At 47.9% G+C, this 14,580-nt stretch carries 7 protein-coding genes; 5 read left to right on the forward strand and 2 right to left on the reverse strand.

The window, feature by feature from the left end:
* Positions 1 to 128 precede the first annotated feature (128 nt).
* The 4 genes from NG796_RS25890 to NG796_RS25905 all read left to right on the forward strand — a co-directional run bounded on the left by NG796_RS25890 (position 129) and on the right by NG796_RS25905 (position 10,316).
* Entirely contained in the window at positions 129 to 1,085 is a 957-nt protein-coding gene (locus tag NG796_RS25890) for a glycosyltransferase family 2 protein (protein ID WP_261210345.1), read from the forward strand.
* A gap of 788 nt (positions 1,086 to 1,873) precedes the next feature.
* On the forward strand, positions 1,874 to 5,635 hold the full coding sequence (locus NG796_RS25895) for a response regulator (protein WP_261210355.1): 3,762 nt from the start codon (positions 1,874 to 1,876) through the stop codon (positions 5,633 to 5,635).
* 157 nt (positions 5,636 to 5,792) lie between these two features.
* Positions 5,793 to 9,590 carry a response regulator gene (locus tag NG796_RS25900; protein ID WP_261210347.1) on the forward strand — a complete coding sequence of 1,266 codons (3,798 nt, stop codon included), beginning with the start codon at positions 5,793 to 5,795 and terminating at the stop codon, positions 9,588 to 9,590.
* Between the two features lie 111 nt (positions 9,591 to 9,701).
* Positions 9,702 to 10,316, forward strand: a complete 615-nt coding sequence (locus tag NG796_RS25905) for a class I SAM-dependent methyltransferase (RefSeq protein WP_261210348.1) — start codon at positions 9,702 to 9,704, stop codon at positions 10,314 to 10,316.
* A 302-nt stretch (positions 10,317 to 10,618) separates the two neighbouring features.
* Here the strand turns inward: NG796_RS25905 and NG796_RS25910 are convergent, their stop codons facing one another.
* Positions 10,619 to 11,506 carry a PIN domain-containing protein gene (locus NG796_RS25910; protein WP_261210350.1) on the reverse strand — a complete coding sequence of 296 codons (888 nt, stop codon included), beginning with the start codon at positions 11,504 to 11,506 and terminating at the stop codon, positions 10,619 to 10,621.
* 208 nt (positions 11,507 to 11,714) lie between these two features.
* Positions 11,715 to 13,223 (reverse strand): site-2 protease family protein, encoded by a 1,509-nt coding sequence (locus NG796_RS25915; RefSeq protein WP_261210352.1) that lies wholly within the window; start codon positions 13,221 to 13,223, stop codon positions 11,715 to 11,717.
* A gap of 577 nt (positions 13,224 to 13,800) precedes the next feature.
* Between NG796_RS25915 and NG796_RS25920 the strand changes: the two genes are divergently transcribed.
* Positions 13,801 to 14,130 carry a DUF3493 domain-containing protein gene (locus NG796_RS25920; protein WP_261210354.1) on the forward strand — a complete coding sequence of 110 codons (330 nt, stop codon included), beginning with the start codon at positions 13,801 to 13,803 and terminating at the stop codon, positions 14,128 to 14,130.
* Positions 14,131 to 14,580: the final 450 nt, after the last annotated feature.

Below are 14,580 nucleotides of genomic sequence, written 5' to 3' on the forward strand. Positions count from 1 at the left end.
TCCCCCATCCTCCCCATCTCCCCCATCCTCCCCATCTCCCCCATCCTCCCCATCTCCCCCATCCTCCCCATCTCCCCGATCGCGCCATCTAAGCGCTAAAATTTAAGCGCCAAACTTTCAACGGTGCTATGACAAAACTGATTATTCAAATTCCCTGTTATAACGAAGAACAGACTCTGGGACTTACCCTTAGTGAACTGCCGCGTCAGTTACCGGGAATTGATGAAATTGAGTGGTTGGTGATTGATGATGGCAGCCGCGATCGCACGGTGGAAGTGGCTAAAGCTTGTGGCGTAGATCATATCGTTTGCCTTGGCAATAATCAAGGTCTAGCTAAAGCTTTTATGGCGGGATTAGAAGCGTCTCTAAAAGCCGGGGCTGATATTATTGTCAATACGGATGCCGATAATCAATATTGTGCTGAAGATATCCCGGCTTTGATTCACCCTATTTTATTAGGAAATGCGGAGATTGTCATCGGGGCGCGACCGATTCAAGAAATTGAACATTTTTCCCCGACTAAAAAATTCTTACAACGGCTCGGAAGTTGGGTAGTACGTCTGGCTAGTAATACGAGAATCCCCGATGCACCTAGCGGTTTTCGGGCCTTTAGTCGGGATGCGGCGATGCAGTTAAATGTTTTTAATCAATATACCTATACCCTAGAAACAATTATTCAAGCGGGCCAGAAAGGGATGGCAATTACTTCGGTTCCCATCCGCACGAATGGAGAGCTACGACCTTCTCGCTTAGTCAAAAGTATTCCCAGCTATATTCATCGCTCTATTTTAACGATTTTTAGAATTTTTATGACCTATAAACCCCTACGGTTCTTCCTAATTTTAGGAAGTTTTCCGTTAAGTTTAGGGGTGGCTTTGGGGATGCGCTGGTTAGGTTTCTTTTTAATGGGAACGGACCGCACTCGAATTCCCAGCTTGATTTTAGCGGCTATTTTAATTCTGATCGGGGTACAGTTGATTATCCTCGGTTTGGTGGCTGATTTATTGGCGGTGAATCGCAAGTTGCTCGAAGATATTCAATTGAGGATGCGGCGGGCAGACTATAGGAAAACCAAAGAAAAATAAAGGGCGATCGCCCAGGGATTTGCTGGGTTGTCTAAAATCGGGTCGTTACCTTGTGCTGAGAGGGTATCCCAGCCCAAAATAGGGGTTAACTACCCCAGGATACTGGGTTAATAACTGGGTAGGTTTCAGGGTTTAAATCGGACCTATAGTAGGGTTAGCCAAATGACTGAATTCAGGGGTTAATCCGATTTCCAACCCGATGAGGACGTCGGAAACCTGAGTCAATTGGCTTTTTTAAACTGATGAGTATCAGGTATTAACGTGAGGTGTGATTTTTCAGCCCGATCGCCTTAAAGTAATTTTAATCGCCCGGAATCAGTACAGGTTAGAAAACTATTGTTCACGAATCGGAGGGCATCTGTATAACGCGCTCTCCGGCTGAATAACTAAGGTCAAGTTTTTTAAAAAACTGTAACCTAAATTACCTTTTGATAGGGAAATTTTAGGAATTTTTAGATACTTTATTATAATCACGAAAGTGAGGCGACTCAAGAAAATTTAAGATTTAATTAAGCTTCAAACTGTAGAGGGACGGGTTAAAATTGTGGACAAAGTTAGTCCCCATCTAAACTATTGGTAAGAAATAAACCATGAGTGTCATCTTCCTAATGATAGATTAAAAGGCTGGCAGGGAAGAAATAGCATTGCGCCTTTCGGGGTGAGGAGTGAAAATCCGCACTCGGCTGGGATCAAAAGTTGAGGAAAAGGTTAGAGAGAAGGACAGGAAGGCTCGAACAAAGTTCGCTGGCTGTGATCTGTGAAATGTACTCAATATCAACGTGATTCGTATGCTCCAGGGAATGGGAATCTATCGCTCTAGCGAGACTATGTTAACCGGCAGCTACGATCCTCACATAGTGGGGCTGTCAATGGGAATAGCGATCGCGATATCTTATTTGCTGATCGCTCTGGATGGGCTAATGAAGACAGAACCGCGATCGCACCAAGGGGAGTTGACTAAAGGTGCGGCGATCGCCTTAGCTGGGTTGATTGGGATGTATTTAACCGGACCCCTCCTAGGGATGAGGAACGTGCCGTTTGCTGAGGAGGTTAGGATAATGCTGTCCCTGTTGGTGATGGCGATCGCTGCGGGGATCGCAATTGCGGTTATTAATGGTGAAGTCATGAAATGGGACATCTTGAGAGTTGAGCATCAAATCAGGGGAAGAGCGATCGCGACCCCGGTTCTATGGATCCTCGCTGTAGCCCCAGGGGTGAGCCTCATCCTCCTGAATCTCTTAAATTGGGCTGGAATCGCCCCCCCATTTTTGGGACTTATGCGGGACTCCCTGGCAATTGCGACGGCGATCGCCAACGGGATCTTAGTTAGCATTATCCCTCGTTCCATAGTGCTCAAAGCCGGAAGCAGCGAACCTCGACAAACCCGCACATCCCAGGAGATTCGCGATCGCCGATATTCCTCTAACCGAGCACCGTTCGAGATCACCCCCCGTCCAGATGTTCAAGCCGAATTAGCACAAACCAAAACCTTTCTTAACTCAGTCATTGAAAATATGCCCCTCGGCTTATTTATCAAAGATGCCAAAACCTTGCAATTTATTCGATGGAATAAAGCCAGTGAACAACAATTTGGCTATTCCCAAGATCAAGTATTAGGCAAAACCGACTATGACCTCTTTCATCCAGAAGAAGCTGATTTTTTCACCCAAAGCGATCGCCAAGCTCTCTTAACCCAACAAATGGCAGATATTCCCTTAGAAACCATTCAAACTCCACATCAAGGGATGAGATTACTTCATACCCGTAAAGTCCCGATTATCGATGAAACTAACACCCCTAAATATCTCATGGGAATTTCTGAAGACATTACCGATTGGGTAGAAGCCCAGGAGGAAATTATCAAGCAGAATCAACGTGCTCAACTCTTTGCAGAATTGACCATCAAAATTCGTCAATCCCTAGATATTGGCGAAATTCTCCAAACCACCGTTGAAGAAGTCCGACAAGTTCTCCACGCCGATCGGGCGATCGTCTTTCAACTGATGGCCGATGGAACCGGAATTGTGGTCAAAGAAGCCGTCGTTGAAACCTGTCAGCCGCTATTAGGAAATCAGATTACTGATACCTGCTTTCCCAAAAGCTATTTAGAACAATACAAACAGGGGCGAGTCAACGCGATCGCCGATGTCGAGTCCGCAGAGATTCACGCTTGCTATCGGGACTTGCTTAGAAGAATTGGGGTCAAAGCCAACCTCGTAGTTCCCTTACTCCAACGGGATGCCCCTGAAGATCCCCTACGGGAAAGATTGTGGGGATTACTCATTGCCCATCAATGTTCCACCCCGCGCCAATGGACACAGTTTGAAACTGAACTCTTACAACAACTTGCCAATCAAGTCAGCATTGCCCTCTCTCAAGCCCAACTGCTGGCAGAGCAAACCCGCATCTCCCAAAAGCTGGCAAAACAGAACATTATTTTAGCCCAAATGAAACAGGCGGCAGTTGCTGCTAATCGGGCCAAAAGTGAGTTTTTGGCTAGTATGAGTCATGAAATTCGCACCCCCATGAATGGGGTACTGGGGATGACGGGATTGCTCCTGGCAACGGAATTAAACCCCCAACAAAAACACTATGCGCAAACAATTTTTTCCAGTGCCGAACATCTGTTAACCGTCATTAATGATATTCTCGATTTTTCTAAATTAGAAGCGCGAGAAATGAATCTCAACCCGATTGATTTCGAGTTAGATGAATGTATAGAATCCGTCGTGGATTTGATGGTTGCTCCCGCTCAGGAGAAGGGACTTGATTTGGGCATTTGCATCGATCGCAACGTTCCTCGCCATCTGTTTGGAGATCCAGCGCGGTTGCGGCAAATTTTGCTGAATTTAGTCAATAATGCGATTAAATTTACTGAAGTGGGAGAAGTCTCCATCGCCGTTTGTGCCGTCTCTGAAGATTCCACCTCGGAAACCGATTCCCTCCCCCCAGCCCAGCGCAATCCCGTCACCTTGCGATTTGCCGTTACCGATACGGGAATTGGGATTTTACCCCAGGATCAAACCAAGTTGTTTCAATCCTTTTCTCAAGTGGATAGTTCCTCTACTCGCCAGTATGGCGGTACGGGGTTAGGACTGGCTATCTCTAAACAATTGGTGGAATTGATGCAGGGCCAAATAGGGGTTGAGAGTGAGTTGAATCAGGGTTCTACCTTTTGGTTTACTGTTACCTTGCCCGTACAGCAAACTCTCACAGAACGGGAAAATTACCAGGGTACAACCCTGGAGATGCAGTCTCTAAAACTCCTAGTTGCCGATGAGAGTGAGATGCATCGTCAGTCGGTGCAGCATTTCGCCGATCGCTGGGGAATCACAGTGGATCAAGTGACGGACCGCCAAAGCGCCCTGAGTGCCTTGCGGAAGGCGGCAGCAGAAGGAACCCCTTACCATGCGCTGTTGGCAAGTGTGAACTTATTGGAGGGCGATCGCTCCACCCTGTTACAAGCCCTGAAGAAGGAGCCAAATTTGGCGACAACCCGGACGATCGCCTTGGCGCAGTTTAATCAACGGGCGATCGCCGAAGCCTTAGCCCCCCATTGGATCAGTGCTTATATTATCAAACCTTTGCGGGGGTCTCAGTTTGTGGAAAGCTTGCAACAAGTGTTAGCCCCCAAGGTGGCTTTGAGCGATCGCCCCCGAGGGTCTCAGGGAGAAGCTTTCTCCCTGGCTCCTGCGCCTTTGTCCCCCCTAAAAATCTTAATCGCCGAAGATCACGAAATCAATCAACAAGTGATCGTGTTTCAACTCAACACCTTGGGCTATCATGCCGATTGTGTGAATAATGGTCTTGAAGCCCTCGATCGCCTTGCCGGTGAAGATTATGATCTCGTGTTTATGGATTGTCAGATGCCCCAGAAAGATGGCTATGAAGTGACCCGAGAACTCCGGCAGCGGGAAGGAACCCGCCGTCATACCATCGTCATCGCCCTGACTGCTCATGCCCTCAATAGCGATCGCCAAAAGTGTCTGGAGGCAGGAATGGATGATTACATTAGTAAACCCGTCCTCCTCGAACAATTACAGGCAGCACTGGATCGCTGGATTCCGCAGATTATCCCCCTTCAGCGATCGGAACCCCATTTGACCGAACCCTCACACCGGGAAGCGACTCTCTCTCCCGGTGTGAGCCATTCTACCTTGGAACCCTCTGGGTCCTTATCCCCTAGAGAGTTACCCCAGGGAATGCTTGAAGATTCCCCCCTGGATTGGAACCGGCTGCAGGAGATTTCCCGAGGTAAACTGGAATTACAAGAGCGCCTGTTAAGAGCCTTTGTAGACAGCCTGTGGGGGGATATTGAAGTGATTCGTTCCGCCTACGATCGCCAGGATTGGAGTACCGTTGAGTTAAAAGCGCACCGAATTAAAGGAGCCAGCTTGAATATGGGGGCTCGGGCGATCGGGGCCATTTCCACCGAACTTGAGAACCAAGTGCGGGACCAGATGTTTGAAGAGATTACCCCCTTGTTGTTGCAGTTAGAATCTCAGGTTGAGCGCCTGGGAAGTTGCACTCAATCTCTCCCCCCTCGATAATGGGTTTAGAACAGGTGATATATCAGTCCTAAAATAAAGATACCCTGCGGTTTTTGTCGAGATTTCACTCTCTACCAGAGGGTTCATTGCGCAAGGGAATTCCGAGCTAGATCAGCCACGGAATTGATAAACTAGGTATGAAATCAACAAAACTGTCGTGACCCCATTTAAACTGCCCGCTTGCTTATCCCTCTTGCGATCGCCCATTTGGATTTTCGATCTCGAACAGTTGCAACTGTGGTGGGCGAATCCTGCTGCTTTGCAACTCTGGGGTGCAGCGACTTTGGAAGAACTCAGACAGCGAGATTTCCGGGAGATTTTAGGGGCAACCCGCCCCCGATTAAAGGGCTATTGCAAACGGTTTAAGTCTGGGGAAACGGCGATCGAACACTGGACATTTTATCCCCAGGGAGAAGCGGTGGAGATTCCCTGCCTCTGTTCTGGGATGGAGATTGACCAAGGACGTTTGGCCCTGTTGGTAGAGGGGGTGAGTCCGGGGATTCTCCCTCACAGCGGCATGGTTAACCGACTCATGCCGGGGAAGGTATTACCGGAGAAAACTGTAGTAGGACCCCAGGCACTTGTCCTCCGTCAGATTACCGATCCCCTCACGGGTCAAACCATCGTCCTGGTTCAAGAGAATAATAATCCAGATCCAGGAGGCGATCGCCCGCAATCCGCCCCTCTCCCCGAGGTGGTAAACCCTTCCCCCAGAAGTTTTCTGGAACCGACTCAACCCCAGTCCGGGGAGGATAGTCTGGAAGAAACCATCACCCTGCAACAAGCTATTTTAGATAGTGCCAACTACTCGATCATCTCCACAGGCATTGATGGGATGATTTATACATTTAATGCCACTGCTGAACGTTGGCTGGGTTATACTGCCGAGGAAATGGTCGCGAAAATGACTCCGGCAATTCTCCATGACCCGATGGAAGTGGTCCAGAGGGCGCAGGAACTGTCTGAAGAACTGGGGGTAGAGATAGCGCCTGGATTTGATGTATTTACGGCCAAAATCCAGCGGGGGAAACCGGACGAATACGAATGGTCGTATATCCGCAAAGATGGCAGTCGGTTTCCGATCTTGTTGTCTATCTCAGCCCTGCGCGATCGCCGAGGGGAAATTACCGGATTTTTGGGGATTGCCAGCGACATCAGCGATCGCAAGAATGTCGAAGCGCAACAGCGCGAAACTGAGGCGGCATTGCGATCGCTCATTGAAGTGCAAGCAGCGGTGGAGTTGAGCCTGCAAGAGCGTCTGGAGCGGATGTTAGCAATGGGTTCTCAGCAATTTAAGTTGGAAATAGGGATGTTAGGTCGGCTGGAGGGCGATCGCATCGAGATCGTCGCTGCTTGCTATCCTCCTAGCAGTTTGTTTAAACTCTTTCCCGGAGATGCGCTCAATTTAAGTCAAACTTATGACGCCTATACCCTGTTTGAACAAGCTACACTCTGTATCAACTCCGCCGCTCAATCTGAGGGATGGCGAACCCATCCCGCCTATCAAGTCCGTAAACTCCATGCCTATATTGGCACACCGATTTTTGTGGCCTCGGAAGTGTTCGGAACCCTCAGCTTTGTTAGCCACAGCCCCCGAGATACGGCTTTTAAAGACAGCGATCGCCAACTGGTGACCTTGATGGCACAATGGATCGGCGGGGAAATCGAACGGGATATGGCTCAGAATGCCTTCCAAGCGGAATACCATCGCACGTTGTTACTGGGGCAAATTACCCGTGAAATTCGCCAAAGTTTAGATTCCCACCAAATTTTACAAACCGCTACGGATTTAATGGGGCGCGGTTTTCATCTGAATCGTTGTGTGATTCTCTCTTATACTCCGGAAGGGAGTACCGTAGATACGGTAGCCGAATATGTAGAACCGGGGTATCCATCGATGATGGGGATTAAAATTCCGGTGGAAGGGAATCCCTACATTCTCAAGGTATTTGCTCGCGATCGCGCTGTCGCCTCGGATGATGTGAATACCGACCCCTTACTACGGGAGGCACTTCCCCTATGTCAACAAGTTCAAATCAAGTCAATGTTAGCCGTTCGCACCTCCTATCAAGGCGAACCGAATGGGACCATTGGCTTTCATCAATGCGATCGCTTCCGCCATTGGGAACCCCAGGAAATTGAGTTACTCGAAGCAGTTGCCGTTCAACTCGGGATCGCTTTAGCACAATCGGAATTACTGGTTCGTGAACGCGCAGCGCGATCGCAACTGGCTGAACAAAATGAAGCCTTAAAACAAGCCCGAGAATCCGCTGAAGTCGCCAACCGGGCCAAAAGCGAATTCCTCGCCACCATGAGTCACGAAATCCGCACTCCTATGAATGCTGTCATTGGCATGACGGGGTTATTACTGGATATGAATTTAACCGAGGAACAGCGGGATTATATTGATACCATTCGCACCAGTGGCGATGCCTTACTGACGATTATTAATGATATTCTCGACTTCTCTAAAATTGAGTCTGGGAAACTTGAACTAGAAAATCATCCCTTTAATCTACAAACTTGCATCGAAGAAGCTTTAGATTTGTTTGCTCCTAAAGCGGCGGAAAAAGGGCTGGAATTATTATATCAAATTGAACTGACCACACCCAAACAAATTATCTCCGATGTCACTCGGTTGCGGCAAATTTTAGTCAACTTAATTGGCAACTCGGTCAAATTTACCCAAACTGGCGAAATCGTCATCTCAGTGAGTGCCACTCCATTCCCCTCTCCCGACTCTCAGTCTGAAGATGTGACTCCTTTAGTCATGGCAAATTGCGAAACTTTCTCGGGTTTACAGCCACTATCCGAGGATGAATCTACCCCGGTTGCTTATGAGTTACAATTTTCTATTCGAGATACGGGAATTGGGATTCCCCCCCATCGTCGCGATCGCCTCTTTCTGCCCTTTTCTCAAGTCGATGCCTCCACGACTCGCCAGTTTGGTGGGACTGGACTAGGACTAGCAATTTGCAAGCGCTTGAGCGAATTAATGGGGGGTCGAATGTGGATTGAAAGTCAAGAAGGGGTGGGTTCTAGCTTTTACTTTACCCTAATTGCTCACTCCAACCCCAGGGCGATTAATTCCCCCGACTATCATCAAAGCGATCGGCCCTTACTCAAGGGTAAAAAACTTCTAATCGTCGATGATAACGCCACCAATCGACAAATTTTGCTCAAACAAACTCAAAACTGGGGAATGTTTCCTCACTCCGCTGCATCCGGTTCCGAAGCCTTAGCCCTTTTAGAAGTCAGTAATCATTTTGACCTTGCCATTTTGGATATGCAAATGCCTGAAATGGATGGGTTAACCCTCGCTAATAGGATTCAAAGCCAGCCCCAATGGCAATCCCTCCCCTTAGTGATGTTTACCTCAATGGGTAAACCTGAATCTTTAGAATTGAATGGAATTTTTGTTGAATTTGCAGCGTTTATAAATAAGCCAATTAAACAGTCTCAACTCTATAATACCTTAATTAAAGTTTTTGAAGAAACCCTCTCAACCAGTCCCGTTAAATATGAGTCTATCCTCAGTTCTAAAAAGTCACTGATTAATGAGGACATGGCGAAGCAGATGCCTTTAAGGATTTTATTAGCCGAAGATAATATCGTCAACCAAAAAGTTGCCTTACGAATCTTGGATCGCATGGGATATCGGGCGGATGTCGCCAACAATGGAATTGAAGTCTTAGAAGCGTTGCATCGGCTCTCTTACGATGTTATCCTCATGGATGTGCAAATGCCCGAAATGGATGGGTTAGAAGCAACTCGTCAAATTTGTAAAAAATATGCCGATCGCTTACACTTAAATAAGCCAAGAATTATCGCCATGACTGCCAATGCCATGCAAGGCGATCGGGAAATTTGTCTCGCGGCTGGAATGGATGACTACATCACCAAACCTATTCGTCTCGAAGAGCTAATCAAAGCATTATCTTTAGCCAAAGGTTAATAATTTTCCACCCTCAGCTAACCTTTTTACTAAGGGATAGAGGTTAAATTTAAGGTTGAATTTAATTGGTTATAATCAAATAAGAAAATCTCAATCCTTTTAAAATTAAGCATGAAATTTTATTCTCAGGTTATTTTACCCAACTTGATGGATATTACAATGTCCGATCCGCGTATTTCCCAGTATAGAGAAGCGGTTTTATCTGAGGTATCTGGCAATGTTTTAGAAATTGGGTTTGGGACTGGATTGAATTTGCCTCATTATCCAAAAACCGTTGACAAGCTTACCACCGTTGATCCGAATTCTGGGATGAATCAATGGGCCCAAAACCGGATTGATTCCTCGAATATCGATGTAGAAGTTAGGGTAATCAGTGGCGAGAATTTACCGTTTCCCGATGAAAGTTTTGATAGTGTGGTTAGCACTTGGACTTTGTGTAGTATTACCCAAGTGGAACGGGCTTTAGCAGAAATTCACCGGGTTCTCAAATCGAATGGAAAATTCTTTTTTTTGGAACATGGATTGAGTGAGGAACGGAAGATTCAATATTGGCAGAACTTTCTCACGCCTCTGCAAAAAATTGTGGGGGATGGATGCCATTTGAATCGTCCGATTCAAAGTTTAATAGAAAATCAGTTTCAAATTCTGGAACTTGATCGCTTTTATGCCCCTAAGATTCCTAAGACAGTGGGGTATTTTTACAAAGGGATTGCGGTAAAAGGATAGGAGGATGAATGACTTCAGTCGTTACTCAAAACATCAGAGAACGACTGAATTTTTTACTATGAACCTGAATAAATTTTCGGTTTCAGCTTTGTTTTTTGGATTATATCAAGTCCGGTGGATTAAACTCAAAAATTCCTGATTGATCTTCTCCCCCTTCCCTGCAAAGGATGAGGGTTGGGGGGGGTAGGTTCATGTGGGCGATCGCGCCAACCTGATATTAAACATCTGGCAAAATTCTAAAAAGCCAATGGGCGTTTTTAAGGGGATTTGGGGGGTCAATCCGGTATTTTGCCAGAGGTTGATTAGGACAGTCCAGGGATGGGGGGTAATTTTTTTAACTGGGGCTGGATGTGCTTTTGCCACAAGGGGTTAAAGCTTTCGGGGAAGACCATTTTCCAGGTAAAGCCCAGGACTGTGATCATGAATGCCGCCATGACTAAGGCGGCAAGTCCGGTACTTAACTGAGCAAAAATATTGGTTTTTTTGGGTTTAACGTAAAACCCGCGTCGGCGATTTTGGAGTGCATAAGCCGAATCATCAATGATTTCTTCCTGGATGGGGATCGGTTGAGTTCGCTTGGCAGGGGGACGCTGGGCGGCGGGTTTGCGGGAGGTTGCAGCTTTTTTGTTGTCTTTGGAGGGCGATCGCGCTTTGGATGCGGTACTCATTCCCGAGGAGTCATCGCTTTGTTGCCATCTCTCCACCTGCTGAGTTACCACCTCCGGTTCTTTCTTCGCCCGCGCCCACTGTAACAACATCGCGGAGGTAATCCCACAGAGATTATCTTGCCGTAAGGCGGCGATGCGTTTGAGTAGGGGTTGTCCATTGCAGACAAAGACGACGATCGCATCTTCTCGTTCTAGGGCCACACCATAGGCAGCCTCGGCCATTTCTAAACTTAACCGGGCACTGAAACTCAGGGCGGCCCCTTCCGGTGGTGTTAACTTGCGATGGGTAGCGGTAGCGGTGGTTTGCTGCCAGCCACTTTTGGGCCAAAATGCCATAAATTCTTTTGCTGCCTTCTCCTGTCCTGGTTCCGCTGCGCGATCGGCGAAATCCTGCATGGCGTCAAAGACAACTTTGGGGACAAAACAACTCCCCACCCGTTTGTAATCTTTCCAAACCTTGGTTTCACCAGCTAAGAGAGAAGTCGTATCAAAAACAAGTAATATCTGGGGTCGAGCACTCATGATGTTAAAGGGGGGTAAAACAAAAAAAGGAAAGCGGGAACGCGATCAGATGTTTTTTTAAAAAAGAGAACAAGAAACCGGGTTTCTCGCCCAAACTTGTTGCTTATGACGTAAAGATTTTTTCAAGAAACCCGGTTTCTAACTTCTACTGTATCGAGGACCTCAGTCTTGTTCTGCGGTCCTCTGCCCTGGCTTTCTCTTTCTATTATTATCCGCCAATTCCTAAACGACCGGCCAAGGAGGTACTCAGAGGGAGTAAGGTGGCGATCGTCAAAAATAAGGCTAACAAAGCCAAGGCTGCCCGGGCATCATCGGGTTCTTTAATTTCGTTCAAACTGGGGCGTTCTAAACCCCGTTGTAGGAAGAGAATCACGATCGCCCAATATAAGGCCAAGGGATTGAAGAAGGCAGCGATCGCAAGGACAATGGCCGTGGCGATCGTCGCCCGTCCGGCAATGGTCCGTCCGTAGACTGACTGGACGATCCGGCCCCCATCTAGTTGACCCGCAGGCAGAAGATTAATGGCGGTAATTACTAATCCTAGCCAGCCAATCACCATCATCGGATGGACGGGAACCAAGGGTTGATTCAATGCCGGACCTAGGACAACTTTTGCTAAAGTCCCGACTAACACAGACCCTTGGAAAAACTCTGCCGGAATTTGGAATAAGCTGCCCTCATGGGACAGGAGTAAGCCCACAATTAACATGGCGAGAGAGACTAATCCACCAGCAGCAGGTCCAGCAAAGGCCACATCAAACAATACCGTTCGGTTTGGCAAAAGAGTTTCAAAGCGATTAATTGCCCCAAAAGACCCGATTTGCCAAGTGGGAATGAAAAAGGGCCAGCTTAAGCGGACGTTATTTTTCTGGGCGATAATCCGATGGGCCATTTCATGAGAAAGCAAGACTGCCCAGATTCCCAAGGTTAGGGGGAGCACTTCCCCAAGGCGTTGGGGATTGGTAAAGAAGTCGAATCCTAGGAATAATCCAGCAGTTTCTAAGCTGGTGATAATCGTAGCGATCAATAAGACCACAGCCAGGATTTTTTGTCCTCGGGTGGTGGGTTTGGGGTCGGAGGTGCTGGGTAAGACGATCGCCACGGGTTTTTCGTCAGGATTGGGGACTAAAAATAGCCGATAGCGATCGCCCATGCGTTCTTGCAGGGTCTGGGCGAGGCGGTGATAAGCCTCATCCGGATCCCCTCGCAGATTCCCTTTAAAAATTGCCCCTTCTTGATAGGAAATCGTTTCTGTGGCAAAGAAGGTATCAATGCCAAAAATCCCCTGGATCTTTTTGAGGTCTTCTTCAGGAATTCTGACAAACTCCGGGGCGATCGTCTTAAGTTGGTCTTCAACACCGGGAATCTTTGGGTTCTCTGGGTTGGCCCCCACAGCAGTCTGATCGGACTGCAAACGTTTGGCGGCCCGTTCTCGCAGGACCTCATCCTGACCCGCTGCCCGTAGTTGTTTGCCCAAATAGATGTACAACCCCGCAGAGGCGAGAACCAGCAGCAGAATTCCCACTAAGTTCAGGTAGATTCCGGCGGAGAATAAGCCAAAGAACAACAGCCAAGGGAACATCAGTACCGCAGACTGTAACCAGGCTAAGATGCCGAGTTTTCCGAAATCCCTAGCGCGATAATATCCCCACCCCAAGATTCCTAGGGCGACAAACACGATAGCAATTGTTGCAGCATTCTCTGTTGCGATATCCATGTCCTCAATATAAATGCTGGTCAGACACCGCCCGGGCGATCGCTCATGATCATCCCACTCCGACAAATCAGGCGGTTGAACCCGCTATTTGTCGCAGAGGTACGCTGTGAAAAACGCCGGGGGATCGATTCCATCTTACCGAGTCATCTACCCTCCCCGATAACCCCCAGGCACAAATTCTCTACAGGGATGAGTTTTAACGGATCAATGGGTGTTTATAGACCCTCGTGATTCTCCGGTCCCCTCCCCTGATTCTTGGTCCGGGTTAGGGTGGGGTTCTTCTTGGGCGATCGCTACCTCACACACTCATAAGGAGGCGATCGCGCCTGTAAGGAGCCGGGTGCCAAATTCTTTCTAGGCGCAAGCGTGATCGCGCTTGCGCGTGGATCCTTTGGACCCTTTACCCACCCATTCTACGCGCAAGCGTGATCGCGCGTGGACCCCACCCTAACCCGGACCAAGAATCAGGGGAGGGGACCGGAAGTAAAAAACCTACTCTTGCCCCCTGGGATGCCGAGTTCCCCATTGTTTCGGATAATGGAAAGGCGAACCTCAACCTTCTGTTTTTGTGAGTCTTATGACTGATCCAACTCCCAATTCCCCTCCTGGGTCCTCCCCTAGTTCTGATGCCACCCGCCCTCGTTCTGGCAACCCTAAACCCCGGGGTAAACAATCCCTCCCCCCGGAAAAATATGCTCGGTTAAGGGCTGAGGCGGCTGCGCCCTATAAAGGACTCCGTAAATTTGTTTATGTGGTTTGTGGGGCCTCCGGTGGCATTGGCGCTTTTGTGTTTCTGGCGCAACTAATGGCCGGTCGTGAAGTGGGCGCGGCACTGCCTAATTTTGCGCTCCAACTCGGGGTAGTCGCCCTAATGGTGTGGCTCTTTCGGTTAGAAAAGTCGGACTGAAGCCGCCGAGAAGGCTCGATTGTTGGGTGCCAATCAGGACGACGATCGCGCTTTTTCTCGACCGGGCTGGGGACCATTTGTGCGGATCAAGTTTTTTTCTGGCTTATCGCTGTTAATGCTCCCCCGCTGGGTTTCTCTCCAATGTTTCTGATCCCCCGATAAGAATATCTAATTTTTCCATGAGTTGCCGGTGAGGTAAAATAATCTTCAGAGGACTATCCATTGACGGCAATGGATCTTATAATTAAAAAATTTTTAAAAATCTGCATTCGCCCCATGAGTATAAATCTAAAGAAAAGATTAGGAAATTCCAGGTCGGGAAAAATTCCGGTCATAATCAAAATCAATAAAGTTCAAATGGGGTCAGCCAATATAACTGGAGTTTAGACTAAGCGAAATTTGACCCACCAGGAGGGGAGCCACTGTTAAAAGAGTGTAGGACAAAAATGA

The organism is Laspinema sp. D2d (assembly GCF_025370755.1).
Classification (GTDB): Bacteria; Cyanobacteriota; Cyanobacteriia; order Cyanobacteriales; family Laspinemataceae; genus Laspinema.